Here is a 15,794-nt window from a genome sequence, read left to right on the forward strand (position 1 = left end):
CGGGGGGACGTCGAGGTCCCCCCGGGCAGCCCTGGCGGGCGAGGTCAGTACTGGCGGTCGGCCAGCACCGCCTTGGCACCTTCCTGGTCGAACGCCTCGTCCTTGGTGACGATGCGCGGCTCGACGGTGCCGCCCTCCTCGAGGGTCTGGATGATCTCCGCGAGGTCCGGCCCGAGCAGCGGGTTGCACTCGACGATGTAGCTGATCTTGCCCTCGGACAGCGCGGTCATGCCGTCCTTCACGCCGTCGATCGTGACGATCTTGATGTCCTGACCGGGCACCTTGCCGGCCGCCTCGATGGCCTCGATGGCGCCCAGGCCCATGTCGTCGTTGTGCGCGTACACCACGTCGATGTCCGGGTAGGCCTGCAGGAAGCCCTCCATGACCGTCTTGCCCTCGGCGCGCGTGAAGTTGCCGGTCTCCGAGGCGATCACCGAGACGTTGCTGTTTCCGGAGATGGCGTCCTCGAACCCGGTCTTGCGGTCGATCGCGGGGGCCGAGCCGGTGGTGCCCTGCAGCTCGACGACGTTGATCTGCTCGGTGCCGAGGTTCTCGGACACCCAGTCCCCGACGCGCTTGCCCTCCTCGACGAAGTCCGACCCGATGAACGTCACGTACAGCGACGTGTCCTCGCTGTCGACCGCGCGGTCGGTGAGGATGACGGGGATGCCGGCGTCCTTGGCCTCCTCGAGCACGCTGTCCCAGCCGGACTCGACGACGGGCGAGAACGCGATGTAGTCGACACCCTGGGCGATGTAGGAACGGATCGCCTGGATCTGGTTCTCCTGCTTCTGCTGGGCGTCGGAGAAGCTGAGGTCGAACCCGGCATCCTCCGTCAGGGCGTCCTGGATGGACTTGGTGTTGGCGGCACGCCAGCCGCTCTCGGCACCGACCTGGCTGAACCCGACGGAGATGAGCTCGCCGCCGCCGCCGCCGCCGTCGGCCGTGCCCTCGTCGCCCGCGTCGCCGCTGCTGCTGCAGGCGGCCAGTCCGAGGGCGAGCGCCGCGATGCCCGCGGCGATGGACCGGGTCCTGAACATCTTGCTGACCATCTGCTTCTCCTCCTTGAGACGCACCTGCTCGCGGACCGCCCCACGCCGGTCGGTCCGCGTCGTGCACCCGGGGGCCGGGGCACAGGCCCAACTGGACCACGTCCGGTGGGCGATTCGCCTGATGTTAACGCTCACATTCCACGCTGTGGCGGGCTTTCGAGGTTGCATTCCGGTCACGCTTCGCGGCACACGATGCCCGACCGGTCCTCGTGTGACGGGTGGGACGGAAGTGACCGGCGTGGGTCGGCTACTGCGTCGGCTACTGCGTCGGTTACTGCGTCGGTTACTGCGTCGGTTACTGCGTCGAGTCCACGATGACCGAGCGCAACCGGTCGACCGCGGCGGCGTCACCCTCCAGCGCGAGGGCGTCCCGGGTTGCGCGACCCCACAGCCACCGCCCGAGGTCCCAGGCGGCGCCCGACACCGTCGCCGCGACGTCGTCGTCCTCGCCCTCCCACGGCGCTCCGCCCACGAGCTCGGCGCACTCGTCGTCGTACTGCGTGCCGGTGGTCGGGGACGTGCCCCGGAACCGGCCGAACGCCATGACCCACTCCCGGCCCGCGTCCGTCGCGTGCAGCCGCACCCGCTGGCCGTCGGGGTCGAAGGTCGCCCAGGGCGGCAGCCCGCTGACCATGACGGTGAGCATCTCGTCCACGCCGTCGGCCGCCAGCGCGGTCCCGGGGTCACCCACCGGCAGGCCCGCGGCCTGCTCGGCGTCGACCCGGTGCACGAGCGCCTCGTGCGCCTGGCGACGCAGCACCCAGGAGACCGTGCCCCCGGTCGGCGACCACGACCAGCAGGCGTCCTGCGGGTCGTGCGCGGCGAGCGCGGCGAGCAGCGCCCGGGTGCGCGCGCGCAGGAACGCGACGACCTCGCCGTCGGGCGGGCGCTCGGCATCCTGCACACCGTCGGGCCCCACCGGGGCGTTCCCGACCACCTGGGACCAGAAGTCCTGCACCTCGCCGAGGTGGAAGGCCAGGTCGGCGGCGCTCCAGTCCCCGCACGACGGGACCGGCGCGGTCGGCGCCGCAGCGTCGAGCGCGTCCGCTGCACGCGCGGACTCCTGCGCGATGACCTGGGCGTAAGACGCCGGCGAGGGGCGGTACGTGGTGTCCTGAGTCATGCGCCGGACACTACCGACGGGCACCGACACGGCGGCTGCCCGGCGCCGGTCGGGGCTCCGCGGGCCGACATGGCACAGGCGCCCTGCGTGGGAGCTCCCTCAGGTGCCCGGCGGTGCGCTGCGCTGCGTCGGGACCATCATCAGGGTGGGACTGCGGGTGGCGACCGCGGGCCGGTGCGCCGTGCGCGCGGTGCTGACCGGCGAGGACGCGACGCTGACGACGACCAGGGCGACCGCTGCGGCGGCCCCGGCGAGCTCGAGCGCGAGCGTGGCCAGACCACCGGTGACGCGCATGGTGCGGACGGATCGACGGATGAAGGTGTTCACGACGGACTTCCTGACGCTGGAGAGATGTCCCTGCGGACGCACGACGGGTCGCGCGGACGGCGCGGACGGCGCCGACGAGCGCGGAGCGCCCGGGTGCACGCAGGAGAGTCGGACGGGTGCCTCCGCGGTGGGAGGCGCGGGGTCTAGGGGCCCGCTCGCGCGCTGAGCACCCGCAGCTGCGGGGGCGCGAGGCAGGACGCCGACTCCCCGTCCCCGTCGGCGCGGCCGGCTGACGCCGCCGCGTCGAGGACGTCGAGGACGACGCCGTCGGTCGGCGGTCGCTCCGGGGTGTCCTGCGTGACCGCGCCCTGCTCGGGCCGCGGACGGACCACCGAGAGCGCCGCGCCGGCGGTGGCCCCGTCGCCGCTCCCCAGCCGGGGCAGCGGCCAGGACCGGGTGGTCTCGCCGTCTCGCGACGCCGCCGCGGAACAGCTCCCGGCCGCCGGGCCGGTGCCCGACGGGGTGTCCTCGCTCTCTGCCGCGTGCGCCGACGACACGGACAACGCCATGACCAGCACGAGCACGCAGGCGCCGATCGCGAGCAGGGCGCGGGCCGGCCACATCGTCCCGCCACCCCGCTGCACTGTCATCGGTGCTCCCTCGTCCACGTCCCCGTGTCACGACGGTAAGCACACAAGTTGGAGGAGGCAATCACTGTGGCCGTGGTCACCCGAACGGACGTACCGCCCGGACCCCCTGCTAGAAGCCCTGCGCGAGCCGGAAGTAGACCTGGTTCCAGCGCACCTGGTCCTTGAAACCGCGGCGCGTGGTGGCCTCGTCGATCACCAGCAACTCCGTGCGGGCGATCTCGGCGAAGTCCTCGAACGCCTCGACGCCCACGGCCGTCGACAGCACGGTGTGGTGCGCTCCCCCGGCCGTCAGCCAGGCCTCCGCGGACGTGCGGAAGTCGGGTCGCGGCTCCCACACCGCGCGCGCCACGGGCAGGTGCGGCAGGTCGGCCGTCGGCGGGACGACGTCGACCACGTTGGCGGTCAGGCGGAAGCGGTCGCGCATGTCCGCCAGCGAGACGACCACGCCCACCCCCGGGTCGGCGCTGAACACGAGGCGGACCGGGTCCTCCTTGCCGCCGATGCCGAGCGGGTGGATCTCCAGGGTCGGCTTCGTCGTGGTCAGCGACGGGCAGATCTCGAGCATGTGGGCGCCGAGGATCCGCTCCGAGCCGGGCGTCAGGTCGTAGGTGTAGTCCTCCATGAGCGAGGCACCACCGGGCAGCCCGGCACCCATCACCTTGGCGGCGCGGACCAGGATCGCGGTCTTCCAGTCGCCCTCGGCACCGAAGCCGTAGCCGTCGGCCATGAGCCGCTGCACGGCGAGCCCGGGCAGCTGGCGCAGGTCACCGAGGTCCTCGAAGTTGGTGGTGAACGCCTTGGCGCCCAGCGACTCGAGGAGCGTGCGCAGCGCGATCTCCTGCCGCGCGCCGTAGCGCAGGGAGTCGTGCCGGTCGCCGTCGCGGCGCAGCTCGGGCACCACGTCGTACAGCTCCTCGTACTCGGCGACGAGCGCGTCGACGGCGCTGTCGTCGACGGCGTCCACCGCGGCGACCAGGTCGTTCACACCCCACGTGTTCACCGAGACACCGAACCGCAGCTCGGCCTCGGTCTTGTCGCCCTCGGTCACCGCGACGTTGCGCATGTTGTCGCCGAACCGGGCCAGCTTCAACTCGTTCGTCGCGGCCCAGCCGGCGCACGCGCGCACCCAGGTGTCGACGGACGCGACGACCGCCGGGTTGGACACGTGCCCGGCCACCGTCTTGCGCGCGGCGCCGAGGCGCGTGGCGATGTACCCGAACTCCCGGTCGCCGTGCGCGGCCTGGTTGAGGTTCATGAAGTCGAAGTCGATGGTGTCCCACGGCAGCTCGACGTTGGCCTGGGTGTGCAGGTGCAGCAGCGGGGTGCGCAGCGCGTCGAGGCCGGCGATCCACATCTTGGCCGGGGAGAACGTGTGCATCCAGGCGATCACGCCGATCACGGAGTCGTCGGCGTTGGCCTCCAGGGCCGCGCGGCGGATCGCGTCGGAGTCGGTCAGCACCGGCTTCCAGACGAGCGTGGCGGGCAGCGCGTCGCCGAGGACCTGGGCGATCTCCTGCGACTGGGCGGCGACCTGGCGCAGGGTCTCCTCGCCGTACAGGCCCTGGCTCCCGGTGAGGAACCAGATCTCGCGGTCGGCGTACGGCTTCATCGTTCGGTGTCCTGTCCGTAGACGTTCTGGTAGCGGGCGTAGAGGGAGTCGATGTCGGACTGGGCGATCGGCACGGTGTCACCCAGCTGCCGGGCGATGTGCACCGTGCGGGCCACCTCCTCGACCATCACCGCGGCCTTGACCGCCGCCTGGGCGTCCTTGCCGATGGTGAACGGGCCGTGGTTGCGCATGAGGACGGCGGGGCTGCGGGAGCCCTGGAGCGTCTCGACGATGCCGCGCCCGATCGAGTCGTCGCCGATCAGGGCGAACGGGCCGATCGGCACGTCACCGCCGAACTCGTCGGCCATCATCGTCAGCACGCACGGCACCGGCTCGCCGCGCGCCGCCCAGGCGGTCGCGTACGTCGAGTGGGTGTGCACGACACCGCCGATGTGGGGCATGTGCCGGTACACGTAGGCGTGCGCGGCCGTGTCGCTGGAGGGCGAGCGGGTGCCGTCGACGAGCGTCCCGTCGAGGTCGCACACGACCATCGACTCCGGCGTGAGCTCGTCGTAGGTGACGCCCGAGGGCTTGATCACGAGCAGGTCATCGGCGCTCGGGGCCGCGCCGACCACGACCCGCTGCGACACGTTGCCCGCCGTCCACACGACCAGGTCCCAGCGCGGGAGCTCGGCGTGCAGCGTCACCAGGACGGCGCGGGTGCGCGCGATCTCGTCGAGCACCGACTGCGGGTAGTCCCTCACAGCGCCACCACCGCGGCCCGCTCGATCGCCAGGCCGGCGACGTAGCGGACCAGGTAGGCGTCGTACCCGCGGACGTCCTCGGGGTCGGGGGCCACGGTCACCGTCTCGGCCGAGCCGAACACGCGCTCCGCCAGGTAGGTGCTCAGGTCCTGCTCGGGGGCCGCGGCGAGGTAGGCGGCGAGCACCGCGATGCCCCAGGCGCCACCCTCACCGGCGGTGCTGCCGACGGTCACCGGAGCGGCGACCGCCGCGGCGAGCAGCCGCTGCGCGACACCTTCCGTCCGGAACAGCCCCCCGTGCGCGTACATGGCGTCGAGCTCGACGCCCTCGTCGCGCAGCACGCGCATCCCGAGGCTCAGGGTGCCGAACGCGCTGTACACCTGCGTGCGCATGAAGTTGGCCAGCGTGAGCCTGCTGTCCGGCGTCCGCGCGAACAGCGGCCGCCCCTCCGGCATGCTCGTGATCGGCTCACCGGACAGGTAGTTGTAGGCGAGGAGGCCGCCGCCGTCCGCGTCACCTCGCAGCGCCTCGCGCAGCAGCGCCCCGAAGACCTCGTCGGGCTCCGCCGGACGCCCCAGCGCCGCGGCGAACTGGCCGAACAGCTCGGCCCACGCCCCGAGCTCGCTGGCCCCGTTGTTGCAGTGCACCATCGCGACGAGGTCCCCGGACGGGGTGGTCACGAGGTCGAGCTCGTGATGCACGGACGTCAGCGGCTTCTCGAGGACCACCATCGCGAAGATGCTGGTGCCGACGCTCACGTTGCCCGTGCGCGGCGCCACGGCGTTGGTGGCGACCATCCCCGTGCCGGCGTCGCCCTCCGGCGGGCACAGCGGGATGCCGGCCTGCAGGGTCCCGGTCGGGTCCAGCAGCGCAGCGCCGGCCTCGGTGAGGTGCCCCGCGTCCTGCCCGGCCACGAGCACCTCGGGCAGGAACGAGGCGAGCGCCGCCCCGGGGTACTCCGCGAGCATCCGGGCGTCGTAGGTGCGGGTCAGCGGGTCGATCGGGAACAGGCCCGAGGCGTCGCCGATGCCGAGGACCTTGCGCCCGGTCAGCTTCCAGTGCACGTACCCGGCCAGCGTGGTGACGAAGGTGATGTCCGGCACGTGCGGCTCCGCGTCGAGCTCCGCCTGCCGCAGGTGGGCGATGGACCAGCGCAGCGGGATGTTCTGGCCGAACAGCTCGGTCAGCTCCTCGGCGGCGTGCCCGGTGCTCGTGTTGCGCCACGTCCGGAACGGGACGAGCAGCTCGCCGGCCTCGTCGAACGCGAGATAGCCGTGCATCATCGCGGAGACCCCCATCGCCGCGACCGTGGTCGGGCGCACGCCGTGCCGCTGCTCGACGTCGGCGAGCAGGGCGGCGACGGACTCCTGGATCCCGGCCCAGACCGCGTCCAGCGAGTACGTCCAGACGCGGTCCACGAGCTGGTTCTCCCAGTCGTGGCTGCCGCTGCCCAGCGTCGCGTGGTCCGGCCCGATCAGGACGGCCTTGATGCGCGTCGAGCCCAGCTCGATGCCGAGCGTGGTCCGACCAGCGGTGATCGCCCGGGCGTCCTCACCGTGGGGTTCGACCGTCATTGCGCGGGCTCCGTCTCGTCACATCGCAGACCGCGGCGGACGCCGGCGGCCCTGTCACATGTTAGCGCTAACATCCAGCCTTCTGACCATCTCGGGACGCCGACGGCTCCGCGGTCGCCCACGAGAGGCACGACCGCGTGCGCTCAGCCGTGCGACTCCCGCCCGACCCCCGTGACCGTGGTCAGCAGGAAGGTCGAGTCCTCGACCGCGTGCACCGAGTGCCGCTCGTGCGTGAGCACCCACAGCTGGCCCGTCGTCGCCTCGATGTCCCCGTCGGCGGACGCCACGCGCACCCGTCCGCCGATCACCTGGAGGGTCGCGGCGTTCGGGGAGTTGTGCTCGCCGAGGCTCGAACCGGCGGTCAGTGCGATCACCGTCTGACGCAGCTCGCCGTCGTGGGCCACGATGCCCGCGGAGCGTCCGTACTGGTCGGCGCGCGCGGCGTCCAGGTGCTGCGCAGCGAGCTCGGGGATGTCGATCATCGGTCCTCCAGGTGGGTCGGCCGTGCTCCGAGGGTACGGCCCGGCACCGAGCTCGCACGGATCACCAGCTCGGCCGGCAGCTGCTGGCGCGCGACGTCCTCACCAGCGAAGGCGGCCTGCAGCGAACCGACGGCCAGGCGCCCGAGCGCCCCGAAGTCCTGCCGGACGGTGGTCAGCGGCGGCGTGTAGTGCGCGGCACCGGCCTCGTCGTCGAAGCCGACCACAGCCACGTCGTCGGGCACGCGGACGCCGGACTCCCAGAACGCGTGCAGGAGCCCGAGCGCGAGCTGGTCGTTGGCCGCGAAGATCGCCGACGGCACACCCTCGCGGACCATGCGCAGGCCGAGCTCGTAGCCGTCGGCGGCGTCCCAGCCGACCTCGATGTGCTCCGGCGCGGCCGGGCCGCTGACCTCACGCCACCCGGCGAGCCGGTCCTGGGCGTCGAACCAGTCCTGCGGGCCCGCGACGTGGACCACGTCGGCGAACCCCTGGTCCAGCAGGTGCTGGGTGGCCAGCCGGGCCCCGTGCCGCTGGTCGACGCCGACGGCGTGCAGGTGTGCCACCGGCGGCACGTCGGACGCCGAGGAGATCAGTACGACGGGGACCGGCGAGGCGATCGCCGCGATCGCCTGGGCGACCTCCGTGGTCGGCGCGATGATCGCGACGCCGTCGACGCCCTGGTCGAGGAAGTGCTCCACGGCGGTGTGCATGCTGTCGGCGTCGACCTGCCGGATGGTCGCCACCGAGACGTACCAGCCGACCACGCGCGCGGCCTCCTCGAGCCCGACGAGCGTGCTCGTCGGCCCGTACAGCGCGGTCGCCGGCGTGACGACGCCGAGCGTGCCGGACCGCCGGGTGACCAGCGCGCGGGCAGCGCTGTTCCGGCGGTAGCCGAGCCGGAGGATGGCCTGCGTGACGCGGTCCCGGGTCTCGGGCCGGACGCTCGGGTGGTCGTTGAGCACCCGGGACACGGTCTGGTGGGAGACGCCGGCGAGCGCGGCGACGTCGCTCATGGCCGGCGGGCGCGCGGCGCTGTTCATCAGTGCTGCCGGCCGAGCTCGCGCGAGCGGTCCCGGGCGGCCAGTGCCGCGGCGACGATGCCGGCCCGGACCCCGTGCGCGTCGAGCACCTGGACCGCGGCGACGGTGGTCCCCCCCGGCGACGACACCCGCTCGCGCAGCACCGCCGGATGGTCGCCGGACTGCGCCGCGAGCGCCGCGGAGCCCTCGACGGTGGCCACCGCGAGCCTCGTCGCGAGGTCCCGGGGGAGGCCGAGCAGGACGCCCGCCTCCGCCATCGCGTCGATCAGGTAGAACGCGTAGGCCGGCCCGGAGCCCGAGATGGCGGTCACCGCGTCGAGGTCCTTCTCCTCGACGCGGACCACGAGGCCGGTGGCGGCGAGCATCTGCTCCACCAGGACCAGGTGCCCCTCGGTGGCGTGCGTGCCGGGCGCGATCGCGCTGGCGCCCTTGCCGACGACGGCGGGCGTGTTCGGCATGACCCGGACCACGGGCTGAGCGGGCTCGAGGTGCTGCTCGTAGACGGCGAGGGGCAGCCCGGCTGCCACGCTGACCACCAGGGCGCCCCCGCGCAACGCGTCCTTGACCTCGGCCAGCACCGCGGCCACGACGTTCGGCTTGACCGCCAGCAGCACCACGTCCGCACGGGCCGCCGCCTCGGCGTTCGACGCCCCGGTGCGCACGCCGTAGCGACCGGCGAGCTCGTCGGCCCGCTGGACCACGCGCTCGGTGACCTCGACCTGCTCCGGCACCCATCCCGCGGTCAGCAGCGCGCTGAGCAGGGTCTCCCCCATGACACCGCCGCCCAGCACGGCGACCTGCGGCCTGTCGCCGGTGGCCTCGTCGGTCATCGTCGTCCCTCCGTCCGTGCCGCCGGTGGGCGACGCCGCGAGCCTACCGACGCCGGGCACGCCCAGGCCCACCCCGACCACGGGCGAGAACACCGTGGGTCGCGTTCCGCAGACCCAGGACACGACCCAGGTTGTTCTCGCCGCGTCGACCTCCGCAACGGACCTGTCCGGTTCACCCTTTGTTTGGTAACTTGAATAACTCTGTCACCGCTCGCCCGCGGATGCCGGCTCCGGGGGCGGGACCACCCAGGAGGTTCGATGAAGAACCGCTATGTCACGCGCGCCCTCACCGCCGGCATCACCGCCCTCGCACTCAGCGGGATCGTGGCCCTGCCCGGGCGCGCGGCCGAGACCGTCACGATCGTCGACCCCGATGCCAGCCCGCTGACCCGCTCCCTGTTCTCCTACCTCGACGACGTGCGCGGCGACGGCATCCTGTTCGGCCACCAGCACACGACGTCGTACGGGCTCACGTTCACCGGCGCGGACGGCGTCCAGTCGGACGTGAAGAACATGACCGGCGACCACCCCGCTGTCTTCGGCTGGGACACGCTGATCCTGCAGGGCGACGAGGCCCCCGGGTCGGCGGGCAACACCACCGACCAGAACATCGCGGCGCTCGACGACTACATCACCCAGGCGCACGAGCTCGGCGGGATCAACACGCTCTCGGCGCACATCGAGAACTTCGTGACCGGCGGCAGCTTCTACGACACCACGGGTGACACCCTGCGGGCCGTGCTCCCGGGCGGAGCCAAGAACGCCGAGCTCAACGCGTACCTCGACGACATCGCCGCGGCCGCCGACGGAGCGCGCGACGCCGACGGCAACCTCATCCCGATCATCTTCCGGCCGTGGCACGAGAACGCCGGCTCGTGGTTCTGGTGGGGCGCCGCGTTCGGCTCACCGGGCGAGTACAAGGAGCTCTACCGGTACACGGTGGAGTACCTGCGCGACCTCAAGGGCGTCTCCAACTTCCTGTACGCCTTCGGCCCGGGCAGCGGCTTCGGCGGGAACGCCGAGCAGTACCTGCGCACCTACCCGGGCGACGCGTTCGTCGACGTCTTCGGCCTCGACGCGTACGACAACACCGGCTCCGAGGCGTTCCTGGACGGGCTGGTGGCGGACCTCGGCATGATCGCCGACCTCGCGGACGCCAAGGGGAAGGTCTCCGCCTTCACCGAGTTCGGCGTGACCAACGGCGTCGGGACAGGCGGCTCCAGCCCCGAGCAGTCGTTCACCAAGGTGCTGGACGCGATCAAGGCGGACCCTCGGGCCAGCCGGTCCGCGTACATGCAGACCTGGGCCAACTTCGACGCGGGCCAGCACTACGTGCCCGTGACCGGCGACGCCCTCCTGCCGGACTTCCAGGCGTACGCGGCCGACCCGTTCACCCTGTTCGCCGGGGAGGTCACGGGCGCGTTCGACCGGGCCGTGGACACGACGCCGGCGGGCCCGATCCTGCACATCGCGTCCCCGGCCGACGGCGCCCGCGTCGCCACCTCGCCGACGACCATCCGCGCCACGGTCCAGAACGTCGACGCCGACCGCGTCTACGCCACGGTCGGCGACACCGAGATCGACCTCTCCCCCGGCGACGGCCTCTGGTGGTCCGCACCGTGGGACATCCCCGCGGAGCAGCTGGACAACAGCACGCAGACGCTCGAGGTCCACGTGGTCGTCGACGGCGTCGAGGTGCTCACCGAGAGCTCGTCGGTGGTCCTCGGGCCCCGACCGACGTTCGGTCCCGGCGTCGTCGACGACTTCGAGGGGTACGGCGACGACACCGCGCTGCGCGCCGAGCTCGTCTCCTACGGCGCCAACACGTTGTCGCTGGACACGAGCGGGCCGTCGCAGGCGCTGCGGATGGACTACGACTTCGCCACGCAGACCTACACCGGGTTCGGCAAGCAGGTCAGCGGCGACTGGTCGTCCTTCAACGAGCTGGCCCTGTGGGTCGACCCGGACGGCTCCGGCAACACGATGGTCCTGCAGCTCGTCGCCGGTGGCGTCTCCTACGAGGCATACCCGTCGCTGGAGGGCACCGAGCCCGGCGTCGTGACGTTCCCGTTCGTCGACTGGCGACCGGCCCCGTGGGACACCGCCAACGCCGACCGCCGGATCACCGACGCAGACCTGCGGGCCGTCTCGCAGCTCAACATCTACGTCAACGCGGCCGAGGACGGCACGGCGGCCTCGTCGGGCAGCATCGTGGTCGACGACATCGCCGCCCTGCCGGGGGTCGAACCTCCGCCGGTGTTCTCCGACGTGCTGCCGGGGTCGCCGAACGTCGACAGCATCATCTGGCTGCACGAGCAGGGGCTCGTCGACGCCTACGCGGACGGCACGTTCCGGCCGAGCAGGCCGCAGACGCGCCAGGACGCGGCGACGCTGCTCTACCGGTACACGGACTCGACGTTCGTCCCGGCGGTGCGGAAGCCGACGTTCCGCGACGTGCCCAAGAAGCACGCCGCGTACACGGCGGTCGAGTGGCTGGCGCACGAGGGGCTCGTCGACACCGGGATCCCGCTGTTCCTGCCGAGGGCGCCGCTGGACCGCTCGTCCGCGGCGGAGCTGCTCTGGCGCCTGGCGGGTTCGCCGGAGCCCGCGGCACCCGAGGCGTTCACCGACGTCCCGTCGTGGCACCCGTACGGCACGGCCATCGCCTGGGCCACCGAGACCGGCATCATCGTGCCGACGTCGGCCACGAGGTACGGCGTGCTCACGGTGGTCACCCGCGGTGACTTCGCCGGGTACCTCGACCGGTACGACCACCGGCCGTCCCCGCTGGAGCCCGTCGTGCTGTCCGACTTCACGGACGGCGCGCAGGGCTGGGGGCCGGTGGGCGAGGGCACGGCCACCGGTTCCGACGGAGCGCTGACCATCGCGGCCGCGTCTCCCGACGGCGGCTGGTTCGGGGTCGCCCCGGCGGTGGCTGACTGGACCGGGCGCACCGAGCTCCGGTTCGACGTGGTGTCCACCACCGGGTTCGACACCAAGGCGGCCCTGCAGGTGGGCTCGTCGTGGACCTGGTGCGAGACGGCGCAGGTGGGCTGGATCGCCGGCCCGACCGCCGACGTCGTCGTCGACCTGGCCACCCTGAGCGCCGAGTGCGGCGCCCAGCTGTCGGACGTGAAGAAGGTCAACCTCTACCTCAACGCCGGCACCCACGTCCTGGACGACGTCGAGCTCCACTAGACCGCGACGTCCGAGCAGATGTGGGTCCTGACCTGCATCTGCTCGGACGTTGGGGGATCCGCCGTGCCACGATGGGGCGTGCGCGATCCGATGATGGCGATGCTGCTCGAGCGGCTGCACAGCGCGGGGATGACGGATGTCGTCGAGGTGGAACCGGCACCCGGTGGCCTCGCCGCGACCGCGGGACTCGCGCGCCGCGGCGACGGCTCGTCGGTGTTCGTCAAGGCGTTCGCCGAGTCACCGTCGGACGACGCCTTCGCCGCCGAGGCCGAGGGGCTGACCTGCCTGCGGACGGCGGGCGGCATCACGACTCCCACGGTCGTCCTCGCCACCCCGGACGTGCTCGTCCTGGACGTGCTGCACCCGCGGCCGCGCGACGAGGCGTTCTGGGAGCAGCTGGCGCACGCGCTCGCGCGCCTGCACACCTCGACGACGCACCCCCGGTTCGGGTGGCACCGCGACAACTGGCTCGGCCGCCGTCGCCAGGTCAACACGTGGGAGGACGACGGCTTCACCTTCTTCGCCCGGCACCGGTTGTTGCGCTGGCTGGACGAGCCACGGGTCCGCGAGGCGCTCGACGCCGCGGACCGGGCGGCCCTGGAACGACTCTGCGCGCGGCTGCCGGAGCTCCTGCCGGACCGGCCCGCGTGCCTCGCGCACGGCGACCTCTGGGCGCAGAACGTGCTGGCCACCGCCGACGGGACCCCGGCGCTGATCGACCCGGCGGTGTCCTACACGTGGGCCGAGGTCGACCTGGCCCACCTGTGGACCACGGCGCCGCCGCCCGAGGCGCACGGGTTCTTCGACCTGTACGCCGAGCTCACCGGGAGTGACGCCGGCTGGCGCGACCGCATGCCGATCCTGCAGCTGCGCCAGCACCTGGCCGTGATCGCGCAGTTCGACGACGACTGGGGCGCCGCCGACCAGGCCCGCGCGACGCTCGCGCCGTTCCGGTCAGGACGCCGGCAGCAGCAACCCGTCGCGGACCAGACCGCGGGCTGAGGGCAGCACGTCCGCGGCCACCGCGTCGGCGCCGACCTCCAGCAGGGCGCCCAGGGCGTTGACGATCTGGCCGACCGTGAGCTCGCCGTCGCACACGCCGACGAACCCGGCGAGCGCGGTCCCCGCCTGCACGGCCCGGCCGAACCCGCCGCCCTGGCGCAGCAGCACCACCTGCGGGTCGGGGTCGCCGGGGGTCAGGTACCGCTCCTCGGTGACGTCCGGCGCGACGACGAGCCGCTGGTCCGCCAGGTCGTCATCGGTCATCGCCGCGAGCCAGTCGTGCGCGGCCAACGACGCCGCGATCGCGGGACCGAGCGGCTGCCGGACCGTGCCGGTGACCTCCTCGAGCCGACGCAGCGACGGCTCACCGACGGGCCTACGCAGCGTCACGATGCCGAACCCGATGCCCTCGACGTCGCGCGAGGCGAAGTCGTCCAGCCACTGCCCGTACCGCTGCGCCCAGGCCGCGCGGTCGCGGTCCGGGGTCGTGCCGCCGTCGCGGATCCACGTCTCGGCGTACTGCGCCGGGTCCTGCAGCTCGCGCTGGACCACCCAGCCGTCCAGCCCGCTCGCGTCGAGCCACGACCCCACCCGGTCGTGCCACTGCTCGCCCCGGCGGACCTCCCAGTTGCCCAGCAGCTGCGCGACGCCACCCGGCGCCAGCACCGCGCCGACACCCTCGATCAGCTCGCGCACGATCGCGTCGCCCGCCCGGCCGCCGTCGCGGTACTCGTACGACGGCATCCCGGGGGTCCGCGGCGTGATGACGAACGGCGGGTTGCTCACGACGAGGTCGAACCGCTCCCCGGCGACGGGCTCCAGCATCGACCCCTCGCGCAGCGCGAGCCGGTCCTCGTCCAGACCGGCGAGCGCGGCGTTGAACCGCGCGAAGGCCAGCGCGCGCCGCGAGATGTCGGTGCCCACGACCCGCCGGGAGTGGCGCGACGCGTGCAGCGCCTGGATCCCACAGCCTGTGCCGAGGTCCAGGACGTGGGCCCGTTCGTCGCGCACGGTGACTTGCGCGAGCGTGGTGGAGGCCCCGCCGACGCCGAGCACGTGGTCGGTCCGCAGCGCCTGCCCGGTGGCCAGCTCGCCGAGGTCCGACGCGATCCACCAGTCGACCTCCCCGGTTCCGTCGACCGCGGTGTACGGGCGCAGGTCCACCCGAGCGCGGACCTGGTCGCCGTCGACCTCCACGAGTCCCAGCTGCTCGGCGCCGACGACCGTGAGGGTCGGCAGCGCGCGCTCCAGGGTGTGCCGCGGGGTGGTGACCCCGAGCAGGAAGGTCCGGATCAGGGCCGCGACGACGTCGTCGGCCGCGGCGGCCGTGGCCCGCAGCGCCGGCACGGGCTCCTCGCGGTGCAGCGCGTCCGCGGCGACCGCCCCGAGCACCTCCTCGACCCCGACCACCCCGTAGCCGGACGCGGACAGGTCGGTGCGGAGCGCGTCGACGAGCCGCGCATCGGTCAGGGGCGCACCGGGCGCAGGAGCAGAGGGCACGCCGCCATCATCCCCCGGCGGCTGACGCCTCACTGCGGCAGCGTCACCTCGACCAGGAGCGGGCGGTGGTCGCTCGCGTGCAGGACCTCCGGGCCGGACAGGATCGTCGCCGCGCCGGGGAGCAGGTCGGGGGTCGTCAGGACGGCGTCGATCCGGTGCTGGGGGTCGACCGCCGGGAACGTGGGGCCGCCGGCGGGGTCGGCGTCGACGAGCACGCTGGTCAATCGCGTCCAGGTGGGGCCGTCGGGCAGCTCGTTGAGGTCGCCGAGCACCACCGTGCGCGTCGCCGGCACGTGGTCGCGCAGGAGCTCGGACAGGTGGGCGGCGCGCTCGTCGCGCACGAGCGACAGGTGCACGACGACGAACCGGATGCCGTCGACGGTGGCCACCGCGACGCCGCGCTTGGTGCGGCCGGACAGGTTGGGCAGCCGCAGCGCCGAGCGCTCCGAGACGGACCGGCCGGGCGCGACCAGCAGGGCCGTCGTGCGGGCGCCACGGCCGTTGACGACCGTGCGCATGCCGACCGCACGCGCGAACCGCCACATGCGCCACCGGCCGAGCAGCCCGCGTGGGGGCTCCTGCACCCCGAGGACGTCGGGCGCGGCGGCACGGACCACCGCGATCACGTCCGGGCGGGACACGTGCAGGCCCTTGACGTTGTAGGTCATGACGCGCAGGCGGTCGAGGGGTGAGGTCACCGGGACATCCTCGCGGGGATCGGTCCCGCGGCAAGCCGGCGGCGTGGTGGCTAGCGTGGTGCACC

General features: G+C 73.1%; 14 protein-coding genes. 2 read left to right on the forward strand and 12 right to left on the reverse strand.

Annotated features, from left to right (window positions below; all coding sequences use genetic code 11):
- Window positions 1-44: 44 nt before the first annotated feature.
- The 10 genes from KG102_RS13975 to proC all read right to left on the reverse strand — a co-directional run bounded on the left by KG102_RS13975 (window position 45) and on the right by proC (window position 9,331).
- Window positions 45-1,052, reverse strand: a complete 1,008-nt coding sequence (locus tag KG102_RS13975) for an ABC transporter substrate-binding protein (protein ID WP_208288343.1) — start codon at window positions 1,050-1,052, stop codon at window positions 45-47.
- A 295-nt stretch (window positions 1,053-1,347) separates the two neighbouring features.
- Complete coding sequence (locus tag KG102_RS13980; protein WP_208288342.1) at window positions 1,348-2,175, reverse strand: maleylpyruvate isomerase N-terminal domain-containing protein; 828 nt, start codon at window positions 2,173-2,175, stop codon at window positions 1,348-1,350.
- 99 nt (window positions 2,176-2,274) lie between these two features.
- Window positions 2,275-2,502: a hypothetical protein gene (locus KG102_RS13985; RefSeq protein ID WP_208212410.1), complete on the reverse strand. Its 228-nt coding sequence runs from the start codon at window positions 2,500-2,502 to the stop codon at window positions 2,275-2,277.
- Between the two features lie 143 nt (window positions 2,503-2,645).
- Entirely contained in the window at window positions 2,646-3,092 is a 447-nt protein-coding gene (locus KG102_RS13990; protein WP_208288341.1) for a hypothetical protein, read from the reverse strand.
- A gap of 109 nt (window positions 3,093-3,201) precedes the next feature.
- Window positions 3,202-4,701, reverse strand: coding sequence for an L-arabinose isomerase (araA, locus tag KG102_RS13995; protein ID WP_208212414.1), 1,500 nt, complete (start codon window positions 4,699-4,701; stop codon window positions 3,202-3,204).
- Window positions 4,698-5,405, reverse strand: coding sequence for an L-ribulose-5-phosphate 4-epimerase (locus KG102_RS14000; RefSeq protein WP_208288340.1), 708 nt, complete (start codon window positions 5,403-5,405; stop codon window positions 4,698-4,700). Before KG102_RS14000 ends, araA begins: the two co-directional genes overlap by 4 nt.
- A complete protein-coding gene (locus KG102_RS14005) occupies window positions 5,402-6,979 on the reverse strand; it encodes a xylulokinase (protein ID WP_208288339.1) in 1,578 nt (525 codons plus the stop codon). The genes KG102_RS14000 and KG102_RS14005 overlap by 4 nt, the downstream gene beginning before the upstream one ends.
- A 143-nt stretch (window positions 6,980-7,122) precedes the next feature.
- On the reverse strand, window positions 7,123-7,461 hold the full coding sequence (locus KG102_RS14010) for a cupin domain-containing protein (RefSeq protein ID WP_208288338.1): 339 nt from the start codon (window positions 7,459-7,461) through the stop codon (window positions 7,123-7,125).
- Window positions 7,458-8,501, reverse strand: coding sequence for a LacI family DNA-binding transcriptional regulator (locus KG102_RS14015; RefSeq protein WP_243883893.1), 1,044 nt, complete (start codon window positions 8,499-8,501; stop codon window positions 7,458-7,460). The genes KG102_RS14010 and KG102_RS14015 overlap by 4 nt, the downstream gene beginning before the upstream one ends.
- Window positions 8,501-9,331: a pyrroline-5-carboxylate reductase gene (gene proC, locus KG102_RS14020; protein WP_208212422.1), complete on the reverse strand. Its 831-nt coding sequence runs from the start codon at window positions 9,329-9,331 to the stop codon at window positions 8,501-8,503. Before proC ends, KG102_RS14015 begins: the two co-directional genes overlap by 1 nt.
- Window positions 9,332-9,589: 258 nt before the next feature.
- On the opposite strand from proC, the gene KG102_RS14025 reads away from it, so the two are divergent.
- Window positions 9,590-12,529 carry a glycosyl hydrolase gene (locus KG102_RS14025; protein ID WP_208288337.1) on the forward strand — a complete coding sequence of 980 codons (2,940 nt, stop codon included), beginning with the start codon at window positions 9,590-9,592 and terminating at the stop codon, window positions 12,527-12,529.
- A 78-nt stretch (window positions 12,530-12,607) separates the two neighbouring features.
- Window positions 12,608-13,531 (forward strand): fructosamine kinase family protein, encoded by a 924-nt coding sequence (locus tag KG102_RS14030; protein WP_249667330.1) that lies wholly within the window; start codon window positions 12,608-12,610, stop codon window positions 13,529-13,531.
- Here the strand turns inward: KG102_RS14030 and KG102_RS14035 are convergent.
- Both KG102_RS14035 and KG102_RS14040 read right to left on the reverse strand, forming a co-directional pair.
- Window positions 13,484-15,031, reverse strand: coding sequence for a DUF7059 domain-containing protein (locus KG102_RS14035; protein WP_249667331.1), 1,548 nt, complete (start codon window positions 15,029-15,031; stop codon window positions 13,484-13,486). The two genes, KG102_RS14030 and KG102_RS14035, sit on opposite strands and share 48 nt — an antisense overlap.
- A gap of 29 nt (window positions 15,032-15,060) precedes the next feature.
- Window positions 15,061-15,729 carry an endonuclease/exonuclease/phosphatase family protein gene (locus tag KG102_RS14040; RefSeq protein WP_208212428.1) on the reverse strand — a complete coding sequence of 223 codons (669 nt, stop codon included), beginning with the start codon at window positions 15,727-15,729 and terminating at the stop codon, window positions 15,061-15,063.
- Window positions 15,730-15,794: the final 65 nt, after the last annotated feature.

It is taken from the genome of Cellulomonas fengjieae (assembly GCF_018388465.1).
GTDB classification, from domain to species: Bacteria; Actinomycetota; Actinomycetes; order Actinomycetales; family Cellulomonadaceae; genus Cellulomonas; species Cellulomonas fengjieae.

Bases quoted from the DNA above. Each gene is read 5' to 3' on its own strand.
- KG102_RS14025 (WP_208288337.1), top strand. From the start codon at position 9,590: ATGAAGAACCGCTATGTCACGCGCGCCCTCACCGCCGGCATCACCGCC.
- KG102_RS14005 (WP_208288339.1), bottom strand. From the start codon at position 6,979: ATGACGGTCGAACCCCACGGTGAGGACGCCCGGGCGATCACCGCTGGT.
- araA (WP_208212414.1), bottom strand. From the start codon at position 4,701: ATGAAGCCGTACGCCGACCGCGAGATCTGGTTCCTCACCGGGAGCCAG.
- KG102_RS14010 (WP_208288338.1), bottom strand. From the start codon at position 7,461: ATGATCGACATCCCCGAGCTCGCTGCGCAGCACCTGGACGCCGCGCGC.
- KG102_RS13990 (WP_208288341.1), bottom strand. From the start codon at position 3,092: ATGACAGTGCAGCGGGGTGGCGGGACGATGTGGCCGGCCCGCGCCCTG.
- KG102_RS13980 (WP_208288342.1), bottom strand. From the start codon at position 2,175: ATGACTCAGGACACCACGTACCGCCCCTCGCCGGCGTCTTACGCCCAG.
- proC (WP_208212422.1), bottom strand. From the start codon at position 9,331: ATGACCGACGAGGCCACCGGCGACAGGCCGCAGGTCGCCGTGCTGGGC.
- KG102_RS13975 (WP_208288343.1), bottom strand. From the start codon at position 1,052: ATGGTCAGCAAGATGTTCAGGACCCGGTCCATCGCCGCGGGCATCGCG.
- KG102_RS14015 (WP_243883893.1), bottom strand. From the start codon at position 8,501: ATGAACAGCGCCGCGCGCCCGCCGGCCATGAGCGACGTCGCCGCGCTC.